At 69.7% G+C, this 25442-nt stretch carries 28 protein-coding genes; 11 read left to right on the top strand and 17 right to left on the bottom strand.

Features of this window, described 5'->3' with window-relative positions:
• Nucleotides 1–654 precede the first annotated feature (654 nt).
• From VKV26_22840 to VKV26_22855, 4 genes are all read left to right on the top strand, one after another.
• Complete coding sequence (locus VKV26_22840) at nt 655–2211, top strand: HD domain-containing phosphohydrolase (GenBank protein HLZ72751.1); 1557 nt, start codon at nt 655–657, stop codon at nt 2209–2211.
• A gap of 146 nt (nt 2212–2357) precedes the next feature.
• Nucleotides 2358–3179: an alpha/beta hydrolase gene (locus VKV26_22845; protein ID HLZ72752.1), complete on the top strand. Its 822-nt coding sequence runs from the start codon at nt 2358–2360 to the stop codon at nt 3177–3179.
• A 420-nt stretch (nt 3180–3599) separates the two neighbouring features.
• Nucleotides 3600–4580, top strand: coding sequence for a nitronate monooxygenase (locus VKV26_22850; GenBank protein HLZ72753.1), 981 nt, complete (start codon nt 3600–3602; stop codon nt 4578–4580).
• 218 nt (nt 4581–4798) lie between these two features.
• Nucleotides 4799–5164 (top strand): IS3 family transposase, encoded by a 366-nt coding sequence (locus tag VKV26_22855; GenBank protein HLZ72754.1) that lies wholly within the window; start codon nt 4799–4801, stop codon nt 5162–5164.
• Between the two features lie 564 nt (nt 5165–5728).
• Here VKV26_22855 and VKV26_22860 read toward each other — a convergent pair.
• Entirely contained in the window at nt 5729–6658 is a 930-nt protein-coding gene (locus VKV26_22860; protein HLZ72755.1) for a recombinase family protein, read from the bottom strand.
• Nucleotides 6659–7015: 357 nt separating this feature from the next.
• Between VKV26_22860 and VKV26_22865 the strand changes: the two genes are divergently transcribed.
• A complete protein-coding gene (locus VKV26_22865; protein ID HLZ72756.1) occupies nt 7016–7459 on the top strand; it encodes a DDE-type integrase/transposase/recombinase in 444 nt (147 codons plus the stop codon).
• 123 nt (nt 7460–7582) lie between these two features.
• On the opposite strand, the gene VKV26_22870 is transcribed toward VKV26_22865, so the two are convergent.
• The gene (locus VKV26_22870) at nt 7583–8542 is read right to left on the bottom strand and encodes an LLM class F420-dependent oxidoreductase (GenBank protein HLZ72757.1); all 960 of its coding nucleotides are present in this window, start codon (nt 8540–8542) and stop codon (nt 7583–7585) included.
• Nucleotides 8543–8657: 115 nt separating this feature from the next.
• Here VKV26_22870 and VKV26_22875 point away from each other — a divergent pair, with 115 nt between their 5' ends.
• Nucleotides 8658–9023 carry a hypothetical protein gene (locus VKV26_22875; GenBank protein ID HLZ72758.1) on the top strand — a complete coding sequence of 122 codons (366 nt, stop codon included), beginning with the start codon at nt 8658–8660 and terminating at the stop codon, nt 9021–9023.
• A gap of 9 nt (nt 9024–9032) precedes the next feature.
• Here the strand turns inward: VKV26_22875 and VKV26_22880 are convergent, their stop codons facing one another.
• From VKV26_22880 to VKV26_22900, 5 genes are all read right to left on the bottom strand, one after another.
• Nucleotides 9033–9770 carry a hypothetical protein gene (locus VKV26_22880; protein ID HLZ72759.1) on the bottom strand — a complete coding sequence of 246 codons (738 nt, stop codon included), beginning with the start codon at nt 9768–9770 and terminating at the stop codon, nt 9033–9035.
• Nucleotides 9767–10810: a low-specificity L-threonine aldolase gene (ltaE, locus tag VKV26_22885; protein HLZ72760.1), complete on the bottom strand. Its 1044-nt coding sequence runs from the start codon at nt 10808–10810 to the stop codon at nt 9767–9769. The genes VKV26_22880 and ltaE overlap by 4 nt, the downstream gene beginning before the upstream one ends.
• A 108-nt stretch (nt 10811–10918) precedes the next feature.
• Nucleotides 10919–11365, bottom strand: a complete 447-nt coding sequence (locus VKV26_22890; GenBank protein ID HLZ72761.1) for a hypothetical protein — start codon at nt 11363–11365, stop codon at nt 10919–10921.
• Nucleotides 11366–11460: 95 nt separating this feature from the next.
• The gene (locus VKV26_22895; GenBank protein HLZ72762.1) at nt 11461–12246 is read right to left on the bottom strand and encodes a cytochrome c biogenesis protein CcdA; all 786 of its coding nucleotides are present in this window, start codon (nt 12244–12246) and stop codon (nt 11461–11463) included.
• A gap of 6 nt (nt 12247–12252) precedes the next feature.
• On the bottom strand, nt 12253–12492 hold the full coding sequence (locus VKV26_22900) for a hypothetical protein (protein ID HLZ72763.1): 240 nt from the start codon (nt 12490–12492) through the stop codon (nt 12253–12255).
• Nucleotides 12493–12639: 147 nt separating this feature from the next.
• Between VKV26_22900 and VKV26_22905 the strand changes: the two genes are divergently transcribed.
• From VKV26_22905 to VKV26_22920, 4 genes are all read left to right on the top strand, one after another.
• Complete coding sequence (locus tag VKV26_22905; GenBank protein HLZ72764.1) at nt 12640–12828, top strand: hypothetical protein; 189 nt, start codon at nt 12640–12642, stop codon at nt 12826–12828.
• On the top strand, nt 12825–13178 hold the full coding sequence (locus VKV26_22910; protein ID HLZ72765.1) for a carboxymuconolactone decarboxylase family protein: 354 nt from the start codon (nt 12825–12827) through the stop codon (nt 13176–13178). Before VKV26_22905 ends, VKV26_22910 begins: the two co-directional genes overlap by 4 nt.
• A gap of 73 nt (nt 13179–13251) precedes the next feature.
• Complete coding sequence (locus VKV26_22915; protein HLZ72766.1) at nt 13252–14091, top strand: class I SAM-dependent methyltransferase; 840 nt, start codon at nt 13252–13254, stop codon at nt 14089–14091.
• Nucleotides 14092–14220: 129 nt separating this feature from the next.
• The gene (locus tag VKV26_22920) at nt 14221–14496 is read left to right on the top strand and encodes a hypothetical protein (GenBank protein HLZ72767.1); all 276 of its coding nucleotides are present in this window, start codon (nt 14221–14223) and stop codon (nt 14494–14496) included.
• Nucleotide 14497: 1 nt separating this feature from the next.
• On the opposite strand, the gene VKV26_22925 is transcribed toward VKV26_22920, so the two are convergent.
• Both VKV26_22925 and VKV26_22930 read right to left on the bottom strand, forming a co-directional pair.
• Nucleotides 14498–15721, bottom strand: a complete 1224-nt coding sequence (locus VKV26_22925; GenBank protein ID HLZ72768.1) for a CoA transferase — start codon at nt 15719–15721, stop codon at nt 14498–14500.
• Nucleotides 15718–16908 carry a CoA transferase gene (locus VKV26_22930; protein HLZ72769.1) on the bottom strand — a complete coding sequence of 397 codons (1191 nt, stop codon included), beginning with the start codon at nt 16906–16908 and terminating at the stop codon, nt 15718–15720. Before VKV26_22930 ends, VKV26_22925 begins: the two co-directional genes overlap by 4 nt.
• 199 nt (nt 16909–17107) lie before the next feature.
• Here VKV26_22930 and VKV26_22935 point away from each other — a divergent pair, with 199 nt between their 5' ends.
• Nucleotides 17108–17542, top strand: coding sequence for a nitroreductase family deazaflavin-dependent oxidoreductase (locus tag VKV26_22935; GenBank protein HLZ72770.1), 435 nt, complete (start codon nt 17108–17110; stop codon nt 17540–17542).
• Between the two features lie 9 nt (nt 17543–17551).
• On the opposite strand, the gene VKV26_22940 is transcribed toward VKV26_22935, so the two are convergent.
• The 8 genes from VKV26_22940 to VKV26_22975 form a co-directional block, all read right to left on the bottom strand.
• Nucleotides 17552–18529 carry an SDR family NAD(P)-dependent oxidoreductase gene (locus tag VKV26_22940; protein ID HLZ72771.1) on the bottom strand — a complete coding sequence of 326 codons (978 nt, stop codon included), beginning with the start codon at nt 18527–18529 and terminating at the stop codon, nt 17552–17554.
• 29 nt (nt 18530–18558) lie between these two features.
• On the bottom strand, nt 18559–19482 hold the full coding sequence (locus VKV26_22945; GenBank protein HLZ72772.1) for an SDR family NAD(P)-dependent oxidoreductase: 924 nt from the start codon (nt 19480–19482) through the stop codon (nt 18559–18561).
• A 49-nt stretch (nt 19483–19531) separates the two neighbouring features.
• Complete coding sequence (locus VKV26_22950; GenBank protein ID HLZ72773.1) at nt 19532–20701, bottom strand: acyl-CoA dehydrogenase family protein; 1170 nt, start codon at nt 20699–20701, stop codon at nt 19532–19534.
• 257 nt (nt 20702–20958) lie between these two features.
• A complete protein-coding gene (pstB, locus tag VKV26_22955) occupies nt 20959–21822 on the bottom strand; it encodes a phosphate ABC transporter ATP-binding protein PstB (GenBank protein HLZ72774.1) in 864 nt (287 codons plus the stop codon).
• Between the two features lie 47 nt (nt 21823–21869).
• A complete protein-coding gene (gene pstA / locus VKV26_22960; protein ID HLZ72775.1) occupies nt 21870–22757 on the bottom strand; it encodes a phosphate ABC transporter permease PstA in 888 nt (295 codons plus the stop codon).
• Nucleotides 22754–23719 carry a phosphate ABC transporter permease subunit PstC gene (gene pstC, locus VKV26_22965; protein HLZ72776.1) on the bottom strand — a complete coding sequence of 322 codons (966 nt, stop codon included), beginning with the start codon at nt 23717–23719 and terminating at the stop codon, nt 22754–22756. The genes pstA and pstC overlap by 4 nt, the downstream gene beginning before the upstream one ends.
• A 34-nt stretch (nt 23720–23753) precedes the next feature.
• Nucleotides 23754–24953, bottom strand: a complete 1200-nt coding sequence (gene pstS / locus VKV26_22970) for a phosphate ABC transporter substrate-binding protein PstS (protein HLZ72777.1) — start codon at nt 24951–24953, stop codon at nt 23754–23756.
• A gap of 160 nt (nt 24954–25113) precedes the next feature.
• Entirely contained in the window at nt 25114–25383 is a 270-nt protein-coding gene (locus VKV26_22975) for a hypothetical protein (protein ID HLZ72778.1), read from the bottom strand.
• Nucleotides 25384–25442: the final 59 nt, after the last annotated feature.

The raw sequence follows: 25442 nt of genomic DNA on the forward strand, positions 1-25442 counted from the left end.
ACTCCGAGGCATAGTCTTTGCGGTGCTCGACCACCATGCGCACCGCCCGTTCGCGTAACTCGGCAGGGTACCTGGTCACCTTTGCCATTGCTCCGTCCTCTCAAAGTCCGGAGCCTCCAGGATACCCGGGGCGGTTCAGCTTAGACTGCTGCATACTCACAGACAACCCTCCGTACGGGGCTGCCGTCTAGTGCAGCGTAACCATCACGCCACCAGCACGTGATGGCGGTGTGATGGAAAGCAGGGTAACGGGAATGGCAAATCGGCTGTGAGAAGCCGCCGATTCACGCCTAAAACAGAGTCACTGCTTAAGAAGCGGGCAGGACAGTTAGTTGGAAGGCAGGAGCTCTACCCCTGAGCTACTCCCGCAAAGCAGGGTAACGGCCGTAGGCGTGAATCCCGCCTGCCGGCCAGCGACACAATCCGGCAGTTAGGGACGCTACTTCGCACCCTTGCCCCTATTCTAGGGGCGCGCTTTGGCGTTCGGCAATGCCTGCCGAGCGGACCCGGCACCTGGCGTCACTGCGCAGTGCGCCCGGCTTCGCTTGCTAAGCCGCCGATAGCCGGCCCGTTCTTGCTTGCTCGGTTGCGCGGCATGGCACATCACCTACACTTGCCTTGTCTGCCCGTAGGCATTGCGAAGCAAGAGCGCCAATGGCCGCTGCACCGCCATCCCGCGTCCGGCTCGCCGAGCTCTTGGCCGCCCTCTCCCTGGCCACCGATCTCGGCATGGGCCAGCCGATGGAGCAGGCGCTCCGTACCTGCCTGCTGTCGGTCGCTGCCGGCCAGACACTCGGGCTCGACGTCCAGACCCTGTCCGAGGCGTACTACCTCGGACTCCTGCGCTTCATCGGCTGCACGGCCGACGCGCACGAGCAGGCGCTGCTGGTTGGTGGCGACGAGATCGCCCACCGCGCCGGCCTCGCGCCCGTCGTGATGGGCGGCGTCCCCGACGTCCTCGGCTACCTCGCCCGCCACCTGGCCGCCGACCGTCCACCGCTCACCCGACTGCGGCTGCTTGTCGGCATGTTCGCCGCCGGCTCGCGTGATGCCAAGCGCTCCATCGCGGTGCACTGCGAGGTGGCGCAGATGCTGGCCACCCGCTTCGGCCTGCGTGCGTCCATCGCGGTGGGCGTGGGCCAGCTCTTCGAGCACTGGGACGGCAAGGGGGTTCCTGGACAGCTCCGCGGCGCGGCCATCCCGCTGCCGGTACGGATCGTGGCGGTGGCCCGGGACGTAGACGTATTCCATCAACTGGGCGGCTGGGACCTGGCGAGCACGACGCTGCAGCGACGCCGGGGGAAGGCTTATGACCCGGCCGTGGTCGATGCGTTTCTAAGCGATGGCGAGCACTGGACCGCCGCTGCCGGAGCATCGTCGGCCTGGGAGGCCGTGCTCGCGGCCGAGCCCGGCGAGCCACTACTGGTCGGCGACGTTCGCCTGGACGGCGTGCTGCATGCACTGGCCGACTTCACCGACCTCAAGTCGCCGTACACGCTCGGGCATTCCTCGGCGGTTGCTGACCTGGCCGGCATTGCCGCGCCGCTCGCCAGGCTCGACGAACTCGACACCAGGACGGTGCAGCGGGCAGGGCTGGTCCACGACCTAGGCCGCACCGGCATCCCAAACGGCATCTGGGACAAGCCGGGGCCGCTGTCGGCCGCGGAGTGGGAGCGGGTGCGCCTGCACCCCTATCTCTCCGAGCGGATCCTCTCCTATGTGCCCGCGCTCCGGCCGCTGGCCGTGCTGGCCGGTGCACATCATGAGCGGCAGGACGGCAGCGGCTACCATCGGGGCAGCTCCGGGCAGGCCTTTCCCATGGGAGCCCGCATCCTGGCGGCGGCGGATGCCTACCAGGCGATGACCCAGCCTCGCCCTCATCGCCCGGCGCTCACCGCCGATGCCGCCGCAGCAGCGCTCCGCCAGGAGGCAGCGAGCGGCCGGCTGGACCCGGGTGCCGTCAGAGCGGTGCTGGAAGCGGCGGGGCACCGCGCAGCCACTACGCGGGCGGCGTACCCCGCAGGCTTGACGGACCGGGAAGTCGAGGTGCTGCAGCGCATCAGCCGCGGGCTGTCCAATCGGCTGGTCGCCGCGGAGCTCGGCATTGCGCCGAAGACGGTCGCGCGCCACATCGAGAATCTCTACGCCAAGCTTGGTGTCTCCAGCCGCCCGGCGGCGGCACTCTTCGCCATGCAGCACGACCTGCTCTAGGGTCGCGTCTCGGCTCCATCCAAATTGGGTCGATCACCCCATGTGCCGGGCTCTGGCAGCGGCGATGCTGCAGCCATCACCGCTTGTGTCGCGGGTCGGTCCATTGCCGGACACCCGAACGCAGCGCTTTGAGAGGAGGTGCCGTCATGCAGGTCTCAGTGCGGAGCACGGGAACGGTCAGCGCCAACGGCGCGGAGCTGTACTACGAGCGGCGCGGGAGCGGGCCAGCGGTTCTGTTCATCTCCGGCGCCACCGGGGACGCAGGCCACTTTGCGCAGGTGGCGGACTTGCTCGCCGACGAGTTCACCGTCATCACGTACGACCGGCGGGGCAACTCGCGCAGCCCGCGGCCGGCCGGCTGGACGACCACGTCGATGGACGAGCAGGCCGACGATGCCGCCGGCCTGCTGCGGGCACTGGGGCTCGCGCCGGCCGCAGCCCTCGGCACCAGCGGCGGAGCACTCGTCCTGCTCAGCCTGCTGCAGCGCCATCCCGAGGTGGTGCGCGGGGCACTCGTGCACGAGCCGCCGCTGGTCTCTATGCTCCCCAACGCCGCCGAAATCGGCGCCGAGCTCCAGACGCAGTTGCAGCAGGCCCTGGCGGAGGGTGGCCCGCGGGGAGCGATGGCGGCCTTCATTCGGGCCGAGGCCGGCGTCGCGAGCTTCGAGCAGCTCGATCCCGCGCTGCGTGAGCGCATGCTGACCAACGGCGAGTTGTTCTTCTCGCTGGAGCTACCCGCATTCGTGTCGTACGTCCCCGATGCCCCGGCACTGCTGCAAGCGACGGTGCCGTTCAAGGTGCTGGCCGGGAGGGAGAGCCGCGGGGTGTACACGCATGAATCCGCTCGGTGGCTGGCCGGCCGCCTGGGCACCGATCTGACGGAAGTGCCCGGCGCCCATGCGCCGTACTTCGACCAACCGTACGCGCTCGCCGAGGCGCTCCGACCGCTGCTGGCGCAACTCGGTTAGCTACACTGGGCAGCGGCCGTGCCGGCCGGGGGTCGTGACCGCGGCCGGCACGGTAGCGATATTCAGCTGGGTGCGCTCAAGGACAAGGCAGGGAAGGGCCACGACGACATCCGCAAGCGGGTATCTGCTGAGCGGTGGCAGCGCCGAGCTTGAGCGTCTGCGCCTGCAGGCCCGCGTGTGGGAGCCGGAGGCAGAGGCACTGCTCGACCGCATCGACGGGCAGCCCGGCTGGCGCTGTCTGGACCGGGGCTGCGGGGCGATGGGCGTCCTGGGGCCGGTGAGCCGGCGCACAGGACCCGGCGACCTGGGTGAGCGCCTTTCTCCTGGTACAGGTCTGGGGACAGCTGCCGGCCAGCGAAGCAGGGTAGCGCGGCCCGGCCTTGGAGAGCCGCGCCGACACGCGAAGGTTTGGAGAAAACGATGGCAACGCGTTTCACCGAGTTAGTCGGGTGCAGCGCACCCATTCAGCAGGCCCCCATGGGCGGGGTCTCGTCGGACGAGCTCTGTGCCGCCGTCTCTGAAGCTGGCGGGCTCGGCATGATCTCCGGCGCGGGGATGAGCGCCGAGCTGCTGCAGGCCAAGCTCGACCATGTACGGTCGTTGACGGCGAAGCCAATCGGCGTCAACTTCTTGATCCCGGTCCTCGATCGAGAATGCCTCCGTTTGGCCTCACGCTCAGTGCGCGTTGTTGACTTCTTCTGGGGTGAGCCCGATCCGCAGCTGGTGGCGTTCGCACACGAGGGCGGTGCGCTTGTCAGCTGGCAGGTGGGGACGGTGGCCGAAGCGATCGCGGCGGAACGTGCGGGCTGCGACGTCGTTATCGCCCAGGGAGTTGAGGCGGGTGGCCATATCTGGGGCACGCTGGGCCTGCTTCCGCTGCTCTCGCAGGTATTAGACGAGGTCTCCGTTCCCGTGCTGGCGGCGGGCGGCATCGGCAGCGCGCGCTCGCTTGCGGCGGTGCTGGCAGCCGGGGCGGCCGGTGCGCGCTGCGGCACACGTTTCGCCGCTGCCGCCGAGTCCGCGGCTCACCCGACCTATGTCGAAGCGCTGATCCGCGCGCGGGCCGAAGACGCGGTCCGTACGGACCTGTTCCACGTGGGCTGCCCGCTCTGTCCGTCGACGCACGGCGTGCTGAAGTCGGCCATTGAGGCGGCCGAGTCGCTCGCTTCCGACGTGGTCGGTGAGATGGAGATGCAGGGAAGAACGTTCCCGATCGCGAAGTTCCACGGCGTCCCGCCGTTTCGCCCGATCCGCGGGCACGTCGAGGCGATGGCCTTGTACGCGGGCCAGTCCGTGGGTGGCGTCCACGGGGTGCAGACGGCGGCCGAAATCGTCGCAGAGTTGTTGGGAGACGCCGGCCAAGCCGCGGCAGGCACCGCGGCCCACTCGGCCATCGCGTAACCATGAGGCGAGCACGAGCTGCGGCCCGTCGGACGACATCCGCTGGCGCCGCGAGCGGTTGAGCTCGAGCTTGGCAGTTCTCCACCATTGACAGGGAGCAACGAACCCACGTCTGGGGTACCTGGCAGGGCAGGTTTGGTGGACGTGCAGGCACGAATGGTCCCGGCCACGAGAAAGGCGTGGACCCGCGTCGCTACGCCGCCGCCCGGGACGTAGCGCTGCGCGACGCCATCGAGCGCGTGGTGCTGGCCTTTCCGGGCTACGGCTATCGGCGAGTGACGCACGCGCTCGTGCGCGACGGCTGGGCGGTCAACCACAAGCGCGTGCTGCGCGTGATGCGGCAGGAGGCGTTGCTCTGCGAGGTGCGTCGCCGCTTCGTGCCGACGACCGATTCCAGCCATGGCTACCGCCGCTACCCGAATCTGCTCGCCGGGCTGACGCTGGTGCGTCCTGACCAGGCCTGGGTGGCGGAAATAGTCAGAACGCAAAGGACAAAAGCGCACGGCCTCACTGCTGGAGCGGGTGGGAATGACGGAGCGGATTTCCACCTCACCGTCCGCGACGATCACGCGGTCACTCAGTAGCTCGACCAGCTGACGCCGCTGCTCGAAGGTTGCCGTGATCAGCTCCGCTCCGACCCGCCGGCAGAAGTCTTCCGCCGACCGGATCATCCCCGCGATCTCCTGCTCGCGGTCGACTTGGGCCGCCAACTGGTTCTCCTGGCCCGCGAGCGTGTGCTGCCGCTGCTCCAAGTCGCGTCGGCGCCGTTCGTACTCCTCCAGCGCGATCACGGCACCCCAATAGGCCTCCGTCAACCGCTCCACTTGCTGGATGCGCTGGTGGCGGGCACGCCGCAGTTGCTCCCGTCGCGCCTGCAGATCCTGCGGCAGCCACTGCCCGCGTGCGGCCCGGGTGAGTGCCTCGGCGACCTGGTCGGGATGCGTAAGCACGGCGCACAGGTCCTGCCACACGAGCGCATCTAACTGACCGGCCGGGCTGAAGCGCGACGGGCATTTCGTCTCCTTGCGGGTGTCAATGGCCTCCCCTTTGCCCGCGCCGACGTAATACAGGTGCCCACCCTGGACATGGCGTCCGACGCACGCGGAGCGGCAGACCCCACAGCTCACCAGCGCCCGCAACAAGTAGTGCTACGTCGTGTTGTGCCGGCGGGCGAAGCTCGGATTCTGCGCCCGCCGGCCTCGCGCTTGCTCGAATTGGTCCGCGCTGATGATGGCCGGGATCGCCGCGCCCGGAATCCACTCCTCCGGTGGGCGTTCGGTCAGGCTCTCGTGCGGCCGCCCGATTGGATGCGTCGCCGAGCGGCGGCGGCGCGGCGGTCGGGGGCGAAAGCGCTCGGCGTACACCTGCCCGGTGTAGGCCGGCTGGCGCAAGAGGGCCCGCAGCGTGCACAGGCTCCACAGGCGCCCCCCGCTCGGGATCGGTATGCCCTGCGCCTGCAGCTGCCGCGAGGGCCCGGCCAAACTGACACGTTCCGCGGTGTACTGGGCAAAGATGGCCTGGATGACCGCTGCCTGCGCTTCGTCAATGCGCACCCCCGCTGGGTCGCGTGGATGGTCGGGATCGAACCGATAGCCGTACAGAGGCTTGGTCCAGGGCAGCAGGATGCCGGTCCGATACTTTGCCTGCCGCCCACGCCGCAGCCGGTCGGCGATCAGCGTGCGCTCGTATTCGGCGACCGCACTGCGAATCTGGAGCAGCAGCCGGTCATGCCGGTCCGTCCCCATCGGCCGATCCAGAAACTCGACCGCGCAGCCAGCGTGCTCCAACTCATCGAGCACAATCATCTGGTGGACGTAGTTGCGGGCCAAGCGCTCGGGTTCGGTGATGAGCACGCGGTCGATGTCGCCGCGCCGCGCCGCATCGCGCAGGCCGTCGAGGCCGGGGCGGTTCAGGCTGGCGCCGCTGTGTCCATCATCGCGAAAGATGTGGACGTCGCTCACGGGCCAGCCCTGAGCGGTGGCGTGGGCACGCAGGCGGTCCAGGTGCTGATCGATCGTCTGCGCACGGGCTTGATCGAGGGTCGAGACACGGGCATAGAGGGCCACCCGCACGGTCATGCATCACCTCCTGCGGGGTCGTGACCGGAGCCGGCCGCACCAGGTGCGGCTCCCGCTCTGGAATGGTGGAGTTGGACCAGCGCAGGCGGAGTTGGTAGGCGCGATCCCAGCGCTGCTGAGCGTCGGGGGAGGGACTCACTTGCCGGTGCACGCGCCACGGCTGTTTCATGGCTGCCTCCACAATGAGCCGACTCATCGGGAGGATCGTCGTCGGTGTGCCGTGCTTGGCGCGGCCGAGACACCGCGTACCGGGACCACGTCAGCTGCAGCTGTACCGGCCGGCTCCAGCAGAACTTGTCCTTTGTGATCTGGCCATTGACCGCACCTACGTCAAGACGCATAGCGGCTGGGTGGTCCGTGGCGTTCGTCGTGGATGTGTTCTCCCGTTTCGTGGTCGGCTGGCAGTTGTCGCAGCGCATCGACACGACGCTCGCGCTGGCGGCGCTGGAGCAGGCGTTGTGCGCACGGCAGCCAGCGTCCGGGCTGCTTCACCACTCCGACCAGGGTGTCCAGTACGCGAGCGCCGCCTATGTGGCGCGGCTAGGGGCGGTCGGGGCACAGAGCAGCATCGCTGCGGCCGGCAATCCGTACGAGAACGCCACGGCGGAGCGGTTCTTCCGCACGCTCAAGCACGAGGAGGTGTACCTCAACGACTACCGCACGTTCGCCGGGGCCGCGGCCAACCTCGACCGCTTCCTCGGCGACGTGTACAACACCAAACGGCTGCACTCCGCGCTGGGCTATCAGCCGCCAGCGGAGTTCGCGCTGGCGTATGCCGCCGAGGCAGCGGCGGGACCGTGACTTGCGCTGTGGTCCGCATCTTGGGGTGCACCACATTAGTGTCGCGGTCCTGGCGCCACTCGGAATGTCAGGGTTAGATTGCTAACCCGAGCCGATGAGAGCAGGATGGTAAGTACAAAGCTCCTACGAGCCGGCGGGCGTCATCACCTCGCGGGCGAACCACTCCATGCGGTCCAGGCTGGCGCCGAGCGCCTCGCCGCGGAAGTCCAGGATCAGCTCGCTCACGCCCGCGGCGGCGTAGGCGGCGATATCGGCCGCGATCTGCTCGGCGCTGCCCGAGAGCGGCCGCCGCTCGTGGCCCTCGCTATCGAGCGCGTCGCCGGTCACCGCAACGTCGTAGAGCGGCGCCTTCAGCGAGATGGTGAGGTCGGCGGCATCCCGTCCCTCGGCGGCACAGAGGCCGCGCAGCTCGGCCACCTTCTCCGCCAACTCCGCCGGGCGCAGAGGCGCGGAGGGCACACCGCCCACCGGGTGCCAGCCGTCGCCCAGCCGTGCCGCCCGCCGTAGCGCCGCTCGGCTGTGCCCGCCGATCCAGATCGGCGGATGCGGCTGCTGCAGCGGCCGCGGCAGGCACCATACGCCGTCGAACTGGTAGAACTCGCCTTTGTACGACGCGGGACCGTCGCTCCACAGCGCCTTGAAGATATGGATGTACTCGTCGGTGACCGCCCCGCGGCGATCGAACGCGGGCGCGCCGAGTGCCGCAAACTCCTCGCGCAGCCAGCCGACGCCGACGCCTACCGTCAGCCGCCCGCGCGAGAGCACGTCGATCGTCGCCAGCATCTTCGCGGTCACCACCGGGTTGCGGTGCGGCACGATCAGCACGCTGGTGATCAGCCGCAGCGTGCGCGTGACGCCAGCGACGAAGGCGATCTCGGCAAGCTGCTCCAATGCGTCGCCTTCGCTGGGGTGCTTGCCGTCCAGCGTGTAGGGATAAGTGGAGTCCGAGCTGACGGGAATGATGATGTGATCGGCGACGACGGCCGAATGGTAGCCCAGCGCCTCGCCGTGACTCGCCAGCGCCTCGACCGCGGCCCCGGTCGCCTGCGGTCCGCGCGTGGGAAGATAGAAGCCGAAGCGCATGGCCGCGCTCCTCCGCCGGACGCGGCAGATACTGCGCCCGGCCTGGTCTGCTCATCCGTACTCTAGCGAATGGGCGCGGCGCTGTCGCCGGCCGCGTGGTGCTGAAGTCGGCCCGATGAAACGTCTGATCGATGCTCAGGACGCCCTCGCTGCCGCGATCGCGCACCGCGGCGCCGGAGCGACGCCGTGGACCGTCGCGTCGCGCGCCGGCGATTTGACGCTCTACTGTGACCCGGCCGCGCTGGCCGCGCTGCTCACCGCGTACCTGCACGGCGCCGCGGACGCAGCGCGATCGGGGGTGAACCACACCGTCACGGTGGGCACGCAAGGGCAGTGGATCGTGTTCCGTGCGCCCGGCGCGCGGCTCGGCGAGGAGCTGGCCGAGCTGGCGAAGTACGTCGACGGTGAGGCAACGTGCGCTGACGAGGTTCTGACACTGCGCCTGCCGGCGGCGGACTGGAGCCCGTCGCACCGGCACTGAGCGCGGCGCTCAGGGACTCTTCAGCTCGATGCGCGTCTGGCCGCTGTTGTCGTAGCGCAGCAGCCTGCGCAGCGGGCTGGTGTCGAACCAGGCGGTGGTGGTCGCGCCCGCGGCGGAGAGCTGCACCTCCCAGGCGGGCGGGTTCTGGCCGCCCACTTTGGCCGTGGTCATGCCGACGACGCGCGCCGTGGCCAGGGCCCGGCTGATCGTGCCGCTCTTGGCGTCGGTGACGACGAGCACGAACTGCGTGCTGTAGCCGGCGCTGAAGGGCAGCGTGCGCAGCAGGAAGAACGACTCCTGGTCGTCGTAAGTCGAGTCCGTCGTGATCTTCTCGGCGGCGTGGTGCGTCTTGCCGCCGCTGGTCACGTTGGCCGTCACCTGGCCGGCGGCGTACTGCAGCTTCAGCATCGCCTGCGCGCCGCCGGTGTCGAACGATCGCTCTGCCGTCCGCGGCAGCAGCGTGGCCGCGTCCGCGGTCGTGGTCAGCGAGTCGCTGTGGCCGGAGAGATCGGTGTAGAGCTGGCTCAGCGTCAGCGTGGCGCCCTGTCGCTGGATCGAGACCGTGGCCGCGCCGAGCGCGCCGCCGTTATGGTCGAGCAGGTTGTACTGCAGCGACTCCTGGTCGGGAAGCGGCTGGGCGATGCTGATCGGCTTCGCCTCGCCGGAGGAGGCGCAGGCCGCGATTAGGACCAGGCTCGCCGCGGTTGGGAGCAGCCAGCGCAGGCGGCTCAGTGCGGCTCGCCTCACGAGGGGACGGCGGCGGGCAAGGCGCTCGCGATCCGCTCCAGGGCCAGGTCGATCTCGGGCGCGCCAAGGCCGTAGTGCGTGACCATGCGCACGCTGCCCGGGCCGGGGCTGCCGGCGAGCACGCCCGCGCGGCGAATTGCGCCCAGGAACTCGTCGCTGCCCAGGCCGTCGAGTCCGAAGATCACGATGTTGGTCTCGATCGTCGCCGGGTCGAGGCGGACGGCCGGCAGCTTTGCCAGCCCCTCGGCCAGGCGGCGGGCGTTGGCGTGGTCCGCGGCCAGGCGCTCGGGCATCTCCTCCAGCGCCACCAGGCCGGCCGCCGCCAGCACGCCGGCCTGGCGCATGCCGCCGCCCACCATCTTGCGCATCTTGCGCGCCCGCTCGATGAAGGCGCCGCCGCCGCAGAGCAGCGAGCCCACCGGCGCCGAAAGTCCTTTAGAGAGACAGAAGCCGATCGAGTCGGCGCCGCGCACCAGCGTCGAGGCGGGCACACCCAGCGCCACGGCGGCGTTGAAGACGCGGGCGCCGTCGATGTGCACGCGGCAGCCGTGCTCGTGCGCCACGCTCGCCACGGCGTCGGTCTCGGCGGCGGAGAGCGCGGCGCCGCCGCAGCGGTTGTGCGTGTTCTCCAGGCAGACGAGCGCGGTGTTGGGATTGTGCACATTCTCGCCGCGGATCAGGGCGCGGACCTCGGCCGGGTCAAGACGGCCGCGCGCGTCGTTCTGCACCGCGCGCAGCTGGATGCCACCTAGCCCCGCCGCGCCGGCGACCTCATAGTGCAGGATGTGCGCCTGCGAGCCGACGATCGCCTCGTCGCCACGACCGCAGTGTGTGAGCAGCGCCACGAGGTTGCTCATCGTGCCGCTGGCGACGAATAGCGCGGCGTCCTTGCCCAGCAGCTCCGCGGCGCGGCGCTCGAGCCGGTTGATCGTCGGGTCTTCACCGTACACGTCATCGCCGAGATCGGCGTTCGCCATCGCGGCGCGCATCGCCGGCGAGGGCAGGCTGACGGTGTCGCTGCGCAAATCGATCGCGTCCACTTCGTCCCTCCATGCCGCCTGCGCGGCCCCGCGTCTCGCCACGCCGGGCAGAACGAACGGGGGCTTGCGGCCCCCGCCTGGCGCGTGTGCAACACGGGCACGGCCGCGCTACTTCGGCCGCTCCCACAGCGTCTGATAGCCGTCGCCGCCGCGAATCGCCGCTACTTCTTCGCGCCGCTCAGCCGCAAGCAACTCGGTGAGCACGCCGTGGGCACGCTCGCGCGCCGCGCCGCCGCCGACGCTGCCGAGCCGCTGCTCGACGTGCTCCCAGACGCCGGAATCACGCAGCGTGGCGATGTGCCGTGGCCATTCAAACGACATAATCTTGTCCGGCAGCGGAAAGCCGGGCCGCAGCTCCTTCAAGCTGTGAAAGCGCTCCTCGACGGACCCGGCTTTGGGCACGAGCTTGATCAGCGGCCCATCGCCGCCGTTGCTGCGCGCATCGATCAGCAGGCGCGGTTCAAGAATGCGGAAGCGCACGATCACGACGTCCGCCGTGTCGATCACGCGACGGACCTCGTCCAGATCGAGGCCGAACTCCGGCTCCATCGCCACGAAGCCACCTCAGCGCGGCGCCTGCGCCGACGACCGCCGTATCTGACCTCAGTCTACGAGCCGTTGCTATCCGGCGCAAACCAGCGCGGCGGCGATCAGAGTCCGCGGGAGAGGCGGCCGAAGTGGTCGAAGTAGCTGTTGAACATCGTCATGCGCCCGGCGATCAGCAGCACACCGACGAAGATCAGCAGGGCGCCGCTGCCCACTTCGATCGCCGGCAGGAAGCGGTTAATGCGCTTCAGATAGCCGGTCACCGAACCCACCGCCATGCCAGTGACGATGAAGGGCACGCCCAGCCCCAGCGAGTAGAAGACCAACAGCAGGATCGACCGGCCGACGGTGCCCTGCGCCTGGGCCAGAGTAAGAATGCTGCCCAGCACGGGACCGATGCAGGGCGTCCAGCCCAGGGCGAAGCCCGCGCCCACCAGCGATGAGCGGCCGTAGCCCAGCGCCGCCAGCCGTCCGCCCGCGCGTTTGCCGCCGGCGCCGCCGCCAACGCTCAGCGTGCCGCCGCCCGCGCCGGCGCCCACGGGCACCGCGTACGTGCGGTAGAGGACGGGAATGCGCAGCAGCCCGGTGAGATGCATGCCCATCACGATGATGAAGATTCCGGCGAGCACGGCCAGGTCGCGCTGGTGGTCTTTCAGCCCGTAGCCGATCAGGCCGACCGAGGCGCCGAGCGCGATGAAGACCAGCGAGAAGCCGGCGACGAAGCTGAGCGCGTGCGTGAGCGTGACGCGCCGGCTGGCGCCGCCGTCCGTGGCCGTGCCGGCCATCTGCGCGATGTAGACCGGCACCAGCGGCAGCACGCAGGGCGAGAGAAACGAGAGCAGCCCTGCCAGAAACGCCACGAAGGGACCGAACAGGCCGTCGATGCTCACGCGGGGCTACTCCTCGCTTTCGCCGAAGGGATCGTCGTCCGGCGAGGCGTCGGGCAGGCCCAGCACGTGCTGGCGGACCTCGTCGTACTTCGCCTTGGACTTGCTCTCGCGCCGCAACAGCGCCACGAAGTGCGGCGGGTCGAGCTGGTCGCCGTCGAGCAGCACGCGGTGCAGGGCGCCGAGATCCCGCTGCCAGCGTTCATAGGCCGCCGTGTACGCCGCGCGCTTGTCCTGATCGAGTTGCATGGCGCCCCGCCCCCACCCCTTCACTCTATCGTACGCCGGCCGCGGCAGGAGAGATTGGCCCCGGCACGCGGCGGAGGGCCGCGCGGCGATCGGCGTCTCCGCCCCGCCTGCTAGAATGCCCGCATCCCCTGCGAGAGGTGAGCGTTCATGGCGCGCATTCCGCTGCCCACCCGCGACTCGCTGGACGCCGAGCTGCAGGCACGCTGGGACCGCCAGGCCGAGCGCGGCCCCGTCCTCAATATCATGCGCGTGTTCATGACCAACCCCACGATCGAGCTGAACGCGCGCCGTGTCTGGCAGGCGAGCGGCCTCAGCCCCGCGCCCGCGAGATCGTGATCCTGCGCTGCGCGGCCACGCAACAGAGCACCTACGAATGGCACCAGCATGTGCGCATCGCCACCGGCGAAGGGCTGAGTGTGGCCGAGATCAACGCCGTGCGCGCCTGGCAGGACGCCGCCTGCTTCTCCCCGGCCGAGCGGGCGCTGCTTGCCTACGTGGATGCGCTCGCGATCGCCAGCCGGCCCGACGCCGCCGTGTACGCCGCCTTCGCGGCCGGCCGCACGCCCGGCGAGGTCGTGGGTGTGACGATGCTGATCACGCTCTACTTCCACCTTGCGCGCATCATGGCCGCGCTTGACCTGGAGACCGAGGCTCCGTTCGTCGGCTGGATCGTGCCGGAAAAGTAGGGGCGCCCCGCCGGTCGTGCGCTTCGATAACGCTCATTGGTAACGCTCATTGATAACGCTCATTGAGGAACGTATGCCGCGCGGCTGGCAGTGGGATCCAACGCTGTTTCGAGGCAGCGCCCGCTACTACGTGCAGGGGCGGCTGCCCTATCCTGCTGCCCTCGCCCCGGTACTGGCGGCGGCGCTGCAGCTCGACGGCCGTGGTCGGCTGCTCGATGTCGGCTGCGGCCCGGGGATCATCGCCCTGCGGCTGGCGCACCTGTTCGAGCAGGCCGTCGGCCTCGACCCCGACGCGGAGATGCTGGCCGAGGCGCGGCGCGGCGCCGCCGAGCAGCAGATCGGCAATGCGCGCTGGCTGCAGGCGCTGGCCGAGCATCTGCCGCTGCGTCCCGGCAGCGTACGCGTGGCGACGTTCGCCGCCTCGTTTCACTGGATGGAGCGCGACCGCGTGGCTGCCGCCGTGCTGAGGCTGCTGGAGCCGGGCGGGGCGTTCGTGCAAGTGAGTGCGCCGCAGGACGGCGCGGCAAGCACTGGCCTCTTGCCCCACCCCGCGCCGCCGCGTGCGCAGATCGATGCGCTGCTGCGACGCTACCTCGGCCCGGAGCGGAGGGCGGGGCAAGGCGTGCTGCGCTACGGCACGCCTGGCGACGAGCTGGCCGTGCTGCGCCGCGCCGGCTTCCCGGAGCCGCAGATCGTGACGATTCCCGGCGGCGAGTTGATCGTGCGCTCGATCGATGACCTCGTTGCCGCCCAACTCTCCCAGTCGAGCTCGGCGCCCCACCTCTTCGGCGCCCAGGCCGGCGCTTTCGAGGCAGAGCTGCGCCGGCTGCTGGATGCCAGCTCGCCCTCCGGCCTCTTCGCGCAGCAGATGGGAGACACCGAGCTGCGCATCTGGCGGACGCCGGCGCGCTGACGCGGCACCGCAAGGGTGATGTCTCCTGGCGCGGGAAGTAGGGCCGTTCTACGGAAATTCTAAGACGGTGGCTCTACTGTGCCCGCGGATGCTCTCTCCCCGTTGCCAGCGGAACCGCGGAGCAGGACGATGGTCACGCCCTTCGATCAGATTCCGGCTGCCCTGTCGGGTGGACCGGCGCCGCACGCGGGCGGCGTAGAGGCGCCGGTCGAGCAGCGCTACTGCGACGGCTGTGAACGGGCGGTGGCCGCCACGGGCTGCCGACGCTGGGAGCGCTACACGCTCTGCGCACGCTGTCAGCAGGAGTATCTCGCGGCCTGGGCCGCCGGCCGGCGCATGAGCCCCGGCCAGTACATCCGCGACAAGCGCTTCGGCGAAAGCGAGACCTACCGCCTGCCGGATTGATTCAGATCAGGGCGCCGCCGGCGGCTACCTCCGCGATCTCGTCGTCGCTCATGCCCAGCAGATCGCGCAGCACCTCGACCGTGTGCTCACCCAGGCAGGGCGCCGGCAGGCGCGGGCCGCCGTCGTAGCCGGCGATGCGGAACTGGTGCCCTTCGTAGGGCACCGTGCCCATCTCCGGGTGCTCAAGCGGCGTGAAGAAGCGGCGGTGCGCGAGCTGCGGGTCGCGCTGCAGGTCGCTGGAACGCTGCACCACACCCGCCGGCACTCCGGCCCGCTGCAACTGTTCCATCAGCGCATAACGCTCGCGCTGCGAGGTCCAGTCAGCCAGCCCGCGGTTGATCGTCTCCTCGGCGGCGAGGCGGTCGGCGACCTGATCGAGCGCCGGATCCGCCATCCACGCCGGCTCGCCCAGGGCGCGGCGCAGCGCCTGCCACTGCTCGTCCGTTTCGACCGCGATTGCACACCACTCGTCTTCCCCCAGGCAGGGATAGACGCCGTGCGGCGCAGAATCCGGCGACCGATTGCCCCGGCGCTGTGGCAACTCGCCGCTGGCCTGATACGCCAGCAGCTCCGGCGCCAGGAAGTGCAGCGCCGCCTCCATCTGCGACTGCTCGACGTACTGCCCCTCGCCCGTGCGCCGTCGATGATCGAGCGCGGCCATCAGGCTGGCGGCGAGGAAGCGCGGCGCCAGCAGGTCGGTATAGGCCGCGTATGGTCCGGCCGGCGCGCGGTCTGGCCAGCCCGTGATCTCGACGAAGCCGGAGATCGCGGCCGCGTGCGTGCCGTAGCCCGCAAGCGACGCCGCCGGCCCCGTCTGCCCCATCAAACAGGTGCTGGCCATGATGATCCCCGGATTCAGGGCGCGGGCCGTTTCGTACCCAAGACCCAATTCGGCGATCGTGCCCGCGGTGAACGACTCCAGGTAGAGGTCCGCCCAGGCGATCAGCCGGCGGGCCACGGCCTGACCCTGGGGATGCTTCAGGTTGAGCGCGATCGAGAGCTTGGAGGAGTTGCACATGCCGAAGAAGTGCGAGCGGTTGACGCCGAAGACGCCGTCCGTGAACGGCCCGTTGACGCGCAGAATGTCCGGCGGCTGCGAGGTCTCCACGCGTACGGTGGTGGCGCCGTGGTCGGCGAAGTACTTGGCCGTAAGCGGTCCAACGCCCACCCAGGAGAAGTCGGCCACGCGCAGCCCGGCGAAGGGCAGCGAAGGGTCTGTCGTCATGGATCGCGCTCCGGTTGAACGCTGCCCGCGGCGGCGCGGGCGCTCAGAAACTCGGCATTGCCTTCGCCGGGCGCCGGCACGCCGCGGGCGTAGCGGAGCGGCGTGGCGCTGGCACGGACGAACGGCCCCGGCGCCCGCACCTCGCGGCCATCGGGCAGGCGCATGGGCTGCCAGTAGCCCCGCGCCTCAAGCTGGTCAAACGCCATCACTTCCGCCAGCGTGTTCACTGGCGCAATGAACACGCCCACGTCCAGGCCGCGACGGAAGAGCGCCTGCGCTGGAAATTTCGCCACATAGGCCGAGGCGTACTCCACCAGCTCGTCGTACGAATGCTTCACCGGCTTGCCGGAGAGAAAGTCGGGGAAGAACGTCGCCCAGTTGACGTCGCTCAGCCACGACTCGGGCAGCTGGCCGTCTGCCACCATCCAGCCCACGAGCTTCGGCCAGAGGTTTTGCGAGAAGAGCACCGCGTAGCCGTCGGCGCAGGCGAAGATCGTCGGCGCGGTGTAGAGGCCGAGCTGCACCTTGCTGCCGTTGCGGTTGAAGTCCTTGCCCTGGATCGCCGATGCGATCGCGGCGTTCACGGCCGTCAGGATCAGCGCCGCCTGCAGTGAGACGTCCACGAACTGCGCCTCGCCCGTTTGCGTGCGGCGCTGCAAGGCGACCATCGCGCCCACCGCGCTTTCCGCGGCGCCGTGCCGCCAAGCCTGCGGCACCGACATGCGCACGGGCGGGCGGTCGGCATCGCCGTACATCGCCATCTGGCCGCTGAGAGCCGAAAGCGTGAGGTCGCTCGCGAGAAAGCCCCGGTACGGCCCGTCCTGGCCGAAGGGCGAGATCGCCACGTAGATCAGCCGCGGGTTGTGCTGCCGCAACGCCTCGAAGCCGAGGTCGCGGGCGGCCATCGCGCCGGGCTCGTCGTTCTCGAAGAGAAAGTCCGCCGTGGCCACCAGGTCGAGGAAGGTTGCGCGGCCGTCGGCGGCGTCGAGGTCGAGCGTGACGCTGCGCTTGTTGCGGTTGTAGGCCGCGAACTGCAGGCCGGCGTTCGCTCCCGGCGGGTCGCCGCGCTCGGGGCTGCCCCCGGGCGGCTCGATCGTGATCACCTCGGCGCCCAGGTCTGCGAGGATCTGGGCGCCGAGCGCGGCGCGATTGTCGGTGAGGTCCAGCACACGGTAGGGGCTGAGCATCGCAGTCTCCGGCTGAACACAGGCGCGGCCGCGGCGACGCACCGCGGGGCGGCTTTGAGTATAGGCCGAGCGCGCCGTGGATTGGCAGTGCCGCCTCGCATGCTCGCCTCGGCGCGCGGTCATGGACAGTGGGCCGCTGCCGTGCGCAGGATGCGAAGTAGGTCCGTGCGGTGGAACCGACGGCAAGCGAGGGAGAGTGATGGCCGAGCAGGGCGAGGCGGCGGCCAGGGCCGAGACCTGGCAGCAGGAACACGCGCGGCGCTATCTCGCGTCAAATGGCGCGGACGGGCATATCTGGAGCGGCGTGCCCACGCTGCTGCTGACGACGACGGGCCGCCACACGGGCGAGCCGCGCCTCACGCCCCTGATCTACGGCAAGGACGGCGACCGCTACCTGATCGTGGCCTCGCGCGGGGGTGCGCCCGATCACCCGCACTGGTACAAGAACCTCGCTGCCAACCCCGAGGTGCAGTTGCAGGTCGGCGCCGAACGCTTCGCCGCCCGCGCCCGCACCGCGAACGCCGAGGAGAAGCCGGCGCTCTGGAAGGCGATGACGCAAATCTGGTCCGGCTACGACGAGTACCAGGCGAAGACCAGCCGCGAAATCCCGCTCGTGATCCTCGAGCGGGTCTGAGCGCCGGGCCTATCGGGCGCCGGAGGCCGGCGCAGGTGTCTGCTCCAGCGGGGCCATCGCCTGCATGCCCTGCACGCGGTTGAGCGGGAAACCGCCGGCGCCCACCGTCCGCGGCCACTCCTCGAACAGCCGGTCGATGTCGAAGAACGGCGTATCGGTGAAGAGGCTGCGCTCCTGGTATGGCTCGCGGAAGAGACTGATGCGGTGTCCCGAGGCGCCGAAGATGCGCCCCGTCACCGCGCCGCCCGCCTCCGAGCAGAGCCAGACGATGATCGGCACCACGTTCTTCGGGTCGAGCGCCGTCCCCGCGGCCGCGAGGCTGGCGGGGGACGCGCCACCACGCTGCGCCTCGGCGGCGCCGCGCGTCAGGTCCGTCATGCGCGTGGAGGCAAGCGGGGCGATCGCGTTGCAGGTGACGCCGTAGCGCTGCAGGGCGCGCGCGTTGGAGCGCATCAGCCCCAGCTTGCCCGCCTGCGCCGCGGCGTAGTTGGGCTGGCCGGCGCTGCCGCTGATCCCGGCGTCGGAGGTGAAGTAGATGATCCGCCCGCCGTTGCGCGTAGCGCGCCAGTAGATCGAGGCGAACTTGGTCGGCGCGAAGCAGCCCTTGAGGTGGGCGCGCACGCTGCCGTCCCATTCGTCCTCGGTCATATTGAAGATCATGCGGTCGCGCAGGATGCCGTGCGCACAGACCAGGATGTCCAGCCCGCCGAAGCCCTCGATCGTCTCCCGCACCAACCGCTCGGCGTAGTCCAGGTCGGCCACGTCGCCGACCGATGCCCGCGCCGTGCCGCCGGCCTTCGCAATCTCGTCCACCACGGCGTTGACGCGGGCGGGGTCCATGCCCATGCGTCCTTCGACGTCGGCGCCCGTGTCCGCCACCATGACCTTCGCCCCCTGCTCGGCGAAGACCTTGCAGATCCAGCTGCCCATGCCGCCCGCGCCGCCGGTCACGATCGCGGCCTTGCCCTCCAGGTGCTTCTGCGCCATCGTTGCTTCTCTCCCGTATTCGTCGGGCTTCAGATCTGAAAGGGCGGCAGCGCCCAGCCGGACGCGCCCAGCGTCACGGGCATCAACTCGAACAGCCGGTCGATGTCCCAGTACGGCGTCTCGGAATAGATCACGTTCTCCCACTCCGGCTCGTGCCAGACGCTGATGCGGTGGCCGGTGACACCGAAGACGCGGCCGCTGACGTTCGCGCCGGCGTCGGAGGCGAGGTAGACGATCGTCGGCACCACGTTCTTCGGGTCGGTGGCCGTGCCGGCGGCGGAAAGGCTGGCCGGCGCGGCGCCCTCGCGCTGCGCCTGCGCCGCGTCGCGGCCGCGATCGGTCATGCGGGTGGAAGCCTGGGGTGAAATGCAGTTGGCCGTCACGCCGTAGCGGCCGAGCGCCTGCGCGTTGGAGAGCATGAGGCCGATTTTCGCCTGCTGCGCCGCGGAGTAGTTGGGCTGGCCCGCGCCGCCGCGGATGCCGGCCGCGGAGGTGAAGTAGATGACGCGGCCGCCGGCCCGTGTCGCCCGCCAGTAGATCGAGGCGAACTTGGTCGGCGCGAAGCAGCCCTTGAGGTGGGAGCGCACGCTGCCGTCCCACTCGTCCTCGGCCATGTTGAAGATCATGCGCTCTCTGAGAATGCCGTGGGCGCAAACGAGGATGTCGAGTCCGCCGTAGCCCTCGATCGTCTCGCGTACGAGCTTCTCGGCGTACTCCATGTCCGCCACGTCGCCGATCGACGCTCGCGCCGTGCCGCCGGCCTTCGCAATCTCGTCCACCACGGCGTTGACGCGGGCGGGGTCCATGCCCATCCGCCCTTCGACGTCGGCGCCTGTGTCCGCGACAACCACCTTCGCCCCTTGCTCGGCGAAGATCTTGCTGACCCAGCTGCCCATGCCGCCCGCGCCGCCTGTGACGATCGCAACCTTGCCTTCCAGATGCCGCCCGGCCATACTCTCTCCTTGTCCGCGCCCTGGTCCCGCGCCGTTTATCCCCTGCACTCTAACCCCTGGGCAAGCCGAGGCCGCGCGTGGCGATGATGTTGCGCTGGATCTCGCTGGTGCCCGCCGCGATCGTGTACGAGACGGTGGAGAGATACATGTCCTCCAACTCGCCCTGCAGCGGCGCGAAGGGCGAACCCGGACGCAGGCCGCCGTACAGCCCCAGCAGGTTGATGCCCGCCGCGGCCACGCGCTGATTCAGCTCCGTGCCGTAGACCTTGGACATCGACGACTCGTAGTTAGGGATCAGCCCCCGTCCCTGCATCCAGGCCACGCGGTACGCCAGCCAGCGCCCGACCGCGGCCTCGATCTGCAGCTCAGCCAGGCGGGCACGCACTCCGGGCAGATCCGCCGGCTTCCCGCCGCTGGGACTGGCCATGCCGGCGAAGGCCGTGAGCTTCGCCAGCGTGCGCTCGGCGCCGACGACGAAGCCGATGCCGGAGCGCTCGAAGTCGAGCGTCGTCGTCGCCGCGTACCAGCCGCGGTTGATTTCGCCGATGATCTGGTTGGCGGGTACGCGCACGTTCTCGAAGAACGTCTCGTTGAAGCCGGAGCGGCCGTTCATCTGTACGATCGGCCGCACGCTGATCCCCGGCGAGGACATCTCCGCCATGAAGTAGGTGATGCCGCGGTGCTTGGGCGCGTCCGGATCGGTGCGGCCCAGCACATGGATCCAGCCGGCGTACTGGGCGCCGCTGGTCCAGATCTTCTGGCCGTTGAGCACGAAGTCGTCGCCGTCGCGCACGGCGCGCAGTTGCAGCGACGCCAGATCGGAGCCCGATCCCGGCTCGGAGAAGCCCTGGCACCAGTACGCCTCGCCGCGGGCGATCGGCGGCAGGAAGCGCTGCTTCTGCGCCTCGGTGCCGTGCACCATCAGGCAAGGCCCGACCAGGTTGATGCCGCCGTTGGTCGCGGGGGCGCCGACGCGGCCGACCTCTTCTTGAAAGACGAGCTGGCGCAGGTGGCTGGCGCCCATGCCGCCGTATGCTTTGGGCCAGGCGAGCGTCAGCCAACCGTGTTCGGCAAGCTTCTGCTGGAAGCGTTGCTGCGCCTGGAACGCCGCCGGACTCGAGGGATCGTAGCCGCTCGCTTCGCCGCTCCAGTTTTCGCCGAGGAAGCGCCGCACCTCGCCGCGGAAGCCCTCGTCCTCTGCGCTCAGCCGGAAGTCCATTGCACGCATCCTTATACGGCCGTTGCGGAGTCGGCGCCGTCCCTCCCGATCGGATCCGGTCGCCGCGCCGGGGCCGTTCTTCACTCTAGCCATCGCGGCCAGTATTGCCAACGGCGGCCAGGTCGCGAGCCGAGCGGGGCGGCGGAAGCGGTCGCCGCGACGGGTCGGAGCGAACCAGCCGGCGATCACGCGCCGCTGCTCGCAGCACGGCCGCGGGCAGTTCCACCGAGTTGCGGGGGCTGGCTTTCGTGCAGCCCTTAGCCGAAGCGCCCGGTGATGTAGTCCTCGGTGCGCTTGTCGGAGGGCGCGGTGAACATCGTCGCCGTGTCGCTGCACTCGACGAGGAAGCCGGCGCGCTGCTCGTTCGCCATGAAAAACGCCGTGCGATGCGCGACGCGCGCCGCCTGCTGCATGTTATGCGTGACGATCACGATCGTGTAGCGGCGCGAGAGGTCCTGCATCAGTTCCTCGATCTTGAGCGTGGCGATCGGGTCCAGCGCCGAGGCGGGCTCGTCCATCAGCAGCACGTCCGGCTCCATCGCCAGGGCGCGGGCGATGCACAGCCGCTGCTGCTGGCCGCCGGAGAGGTCGTAGGCGGACTGGTCAAGCTTGTCCTTCACCTCGTCCCACAGGGCGGCGCTGCGCAGGCTGCGTTCCACCAGCTCGGCCAGGGCTTTGCCCCTGGCACGGCGGTGCAGCTTCGGCCCGAAGGCGACGTTCTCGAAGATCGAGCGGGGAAAGGGATTGGGCCGCTGGAAGACCATGCCCACCCGCGCCCGAACCAACGCCGGATCCACGTTCGCGGCGTAGATGTCTTCGTCGTTGAGCAGGATCTGGCCCTCGATGCGGGCGCCGGGAGTGAGATCGTGCATGCGGTTGAAGGCGCGCAGAAACGTGGATTTGCCGCAGCCGGAGGGACCGATGATCGCCAGGATCTGGCGCTCCGGGATTTCGAGCGTGATATCCGCAAGCGCCTTGAAGGCGCCGTAGTAGAAGTTCAGGTGTTCCGCGCGCATCTTGGCCGGCGCCTGCCGCTCGCGCTCGGCCCCGACCGCCACGGCGGGCGCGGTCACACGGGCGAGAAGGCCCGGAGGCGCCGGTAGGACGGTGGATTCGATCATGGCTTCGTTCTCTCCCGGAATGGCTGGACGATGGCTCACGCGTGGGCTCACTCGCGTTGCAACCGGTTGCGGCTTGCGTAATAGCGGGCGCCGATGCTGAGCACCAGCACGGATAGGATGAGCACCAGTGCCGCCGCCTGCGCCAGCTTGTGCCAGGCGTCGTACGGTCCGATCGCGTACTTGAACAGGCGCAGCGGCACCGCGTCGATCGGCTTCGCGAGCGATCGCTGCCAGAACTCGTTGCCGAAAGCAGTGAACAGCAGCGGCGCCGTCTCGCCGGCGATGCGGGCCACCGCGAGCAGCGTGCCGGTGATAATGCCGCTGGCGGCGGCGGGCAGCACCACGCTCAGCACGACGCGCCAGCGCGGCACGCCGAGCGCCATGCCCGCCTCGCGCAGCGTACCGGGCACCTGCCTCAGCATCTCCTCGGTCGTGCGCACCACCAGCGGCAGCATCACGATCGCCAGCGCCACGGCGCCCGCCAGCGCCGAAAAGCTGTGCATCGGCACGACTAGAAGCACATACACAAACAGGCCAATCGCGATCGAGGGAATGCCGCTGAGCACGTCGGCGAAGAAGCGGACGAGCAGCGCGAGCTTGCCATGGCCGTACTCGGCCAGATAGATGCCGCCGGCGATGCCCAGCGCCGTGCCGAGCAGAGCCGCGAGGCCGACGATCACCAGCGAGCCGACCAGCGAGTTCGCCATGCCGCCCGCGCCCACGTCCACCGGCCGCGGCAGCTTCGTAAGCAAGCTGACGGAAAGCCCGGGCAGGCCGTTGACCGCGACGTAGGCGAGCACCGCGATCAGCGGCGCCAGGCTGACGACGAGCGCCAGCACGATCAGGCCGAGCATCACCAGGTTGGTCAGCCTGCGGCGCTCGATCCTGCGGGAGACGAGGGAAGGGCGCGCGCGCGGGGCGCTGGCGATGCTCATGCCGTCATCGCCCCCGGCGCGCCGCGAGTGATCCGCCAGACCAGCAGGCGAGCGCAGATGTTCAAGATCATGGTGATCGCCAGCAGGATCAGGCCCAGCTCGAACAGCGACGCCAGATACAGCGGATAGGTCGCCTCGGTGAACTCGTTGGCGATCACGGCGGCGATCGTGTAGCCGAGCGAGAAGAGCGAATGGGTGATCTGCGCCCGGCCGCCGATCACCATGGTTACGGCGATCGTCTCGCCCAGCGCCCGGCCGAGGCCGAGGATCGCGGCGCCGAAGATGCCGCTGCGCGCGTAGGGCAGCACAACGCCCCGGATCACCTCCCAGCGCGTGGCGCCGAGCGCGTAGGCGGCTTCGCGTTGCTCGAGCGGCACGGCCCGCAGCACATCGCGTGAGATCGCGGCGACGGTGGGCAGGATCATGATGCCGAGAATCACGCCGCCTGCGAGCAGGCCGATCCCGATCTGCGGGCCGCTGAACAGGGGAATGAAGCCGAGCGTGTCATGCAGGAACGGTTCGACCGTCGTGCGCAGGAGGGGCGCCAGGACGAAGATGCCCCACAGGCCGTAGACCACGCTGGGAATCGCCGCCAGCAACTCGACCAGCGTGGCCAGCGGCACGCGCAGCCGCCGAGGCGCAAGCTCCGTGAGGAACAGCGCGGTGCCAACGCCGATGAACAGAGCCAGCGCGATCGCGATCAGCGAGGTGATGATCGTGCCGAAGATGTAGGGCAGCGCGCCGAAGCGCTGATGCACCGGATCCCAGTGTTGCGAGGTGAGGAAGCCGAGGCCGAACCTGCCGATCGCCTGGCGCGACTCCCAGGCCAGGTCGACGCCGAGCCCCACCACGATCAGCAGCACCAGCAGGGCTGATGCCGTGACCGCCGCGCGGAAGATCCGCTCGCCGCGGCCTCCGCGGGCGCGAGTCAGCTTCCCCGAAGTTCCGATTGACCGAGCCACACGCGCCCTCCCGAGCGCACCGGGCTACTCCCGGCTACTGCGCCAGCACGGGCTTGCCGTCGGCCGTGATCTTCTTTAGCTGCGCCTCGTCCAGCTTCTGCAACTGTTCGGGCAGCGGCGCGTACGAAAGATCCTGCGCGTACTTCTGCCCGTCGTGCGTGACCCACCAGAGCAGCGAGACGAGGGACTGTGCGACCTTCGCATCGCTCTGGCCGGTGTTGATCGCTACCCAGCTGAAGCCGGAGATGGGGTAGCTGGCGTCACCGGGCGCGTTGACGAAGGTGGCACGCAGGTCGGGCGGCAGGTTGGCGATCGCACCGGCCGCGGCGGCGCTGGCGCCGTCCGACGTCGGGTCCACGAACTTGCCGGCCTGGTTCTGCAAGGTGGCGACGGTAATGGTGTTCTGCACCGCGTAGGCTAGCTCGAAGTAGCCGATGCCGCCGGGGGTCTGCTTGACGAGGCCGGCGACGCCCTCGCTGCCCTTGCCGCCGGAGCCCGTCGGCCATTCCACCGAAGTCGCGGCGCCGACCTTCGACTTCCAGTCTGGGCTGACCGCCGAGAGGTAGCTGGTGAAGATGAAGGAGGTGCCGCTGCCGTCCGAGCGATGCACCACGGCGATATCAAGGTCGGGCAGGTTGGCGCCGGGGTTGATCACCTTGATCGCCGGGTCGTTCCACTTCTTGATCTGGCCCATGAAGATCTTCGCCAGCGTATCGCCGGTCAGCTTCATCCCCGACTTCACGCCGGGCAGGTTGTAGCCGACGGGCACGGCGCCGATGGTGACGGGGATGTGCACGACGTCGCCGCCGGCCGCCTTGATCTGCTCGTCGGTGAGCGGGGCGTCGGTGGCGCCGAACTGCACCGTCTTCTGCGTGAGTTGCTGGATGCCGCCGCCGCTGCCGATCGACTGGTAGTTGACCTGGACCTTGCACTGCTGGTTGTAGACATCGAACAGCTTGCTGAACAGCGGGTTGTCGAACGTCGAGCCGGCGCCGATCAGCGCGTTCGCCGCGCCGCTTGGCGGGCACATCGGCACGCTGCTCGCCGCGGGCGATGCCGGCGCCTTCGTGGCGGCCGACGTGGCGCTGACGGCTGCGACCTGGGTCGCGGCCCGAGCGGCGGTACCGACGGTCTTGTTCTGATTCGAATTGTTTTTGTTGCTGCTGCATGCCAGCGCCAGCGTTGCCGCGAGCGCCAGCGAGACGAGGATGCCGATCTGACGGCCGGGTCTCATCGCGCCTCCTGCGGGCGTGTTCGGCGGGCCAGGAGAGCCCCGCCATTCACCCCGGAGGCTAGCGACTGCACGTTATCCGGACGTTATCGGGACGTTTGCCGCTGGTGCGCCGGCGCTGTGCCGACCGACACCGGAGGTTCACTTTCGCTCCGTCAGTCGGTCATCGCTCGCGCAGGAAGCGGTCGACGGCGTCGGCCGTGGCCTGGGCGATCTCGCGCTGCTCGATCAGGCCTTCGAGGCGGGTGCGCAGGCCGGAGAGCTCGTTCTGCCGGCGCGTGCGGGCGCGGCCACGCAGGCGATAGATGTCGGCCACGGTGGCGCCGTGCGCGGCCAGCACGCGGCCGATCGCGGCGGCCTGCGCCTCCGCACCCTGGCCCTCCGTCTCAAGCAGCGCCGCCTGCAGGTCGCGCAGCAGCGCGCGGTCATCCACGCTCGATCGTGCTCCGTGTCCACCACGTTGGCGTGGTTACCCCTGAAGCCAGTCTACCG

This window comes from Dehalococcoidia bacterium (assembly GCA_035310145.1).
In the GTDB taxonomy this organism is placed as follows: domain Bacteria; phylum Chloroflexota; class Dehalococcoidia; order CAUJGQ01; family CAUJGQ01; genus CALFMN01.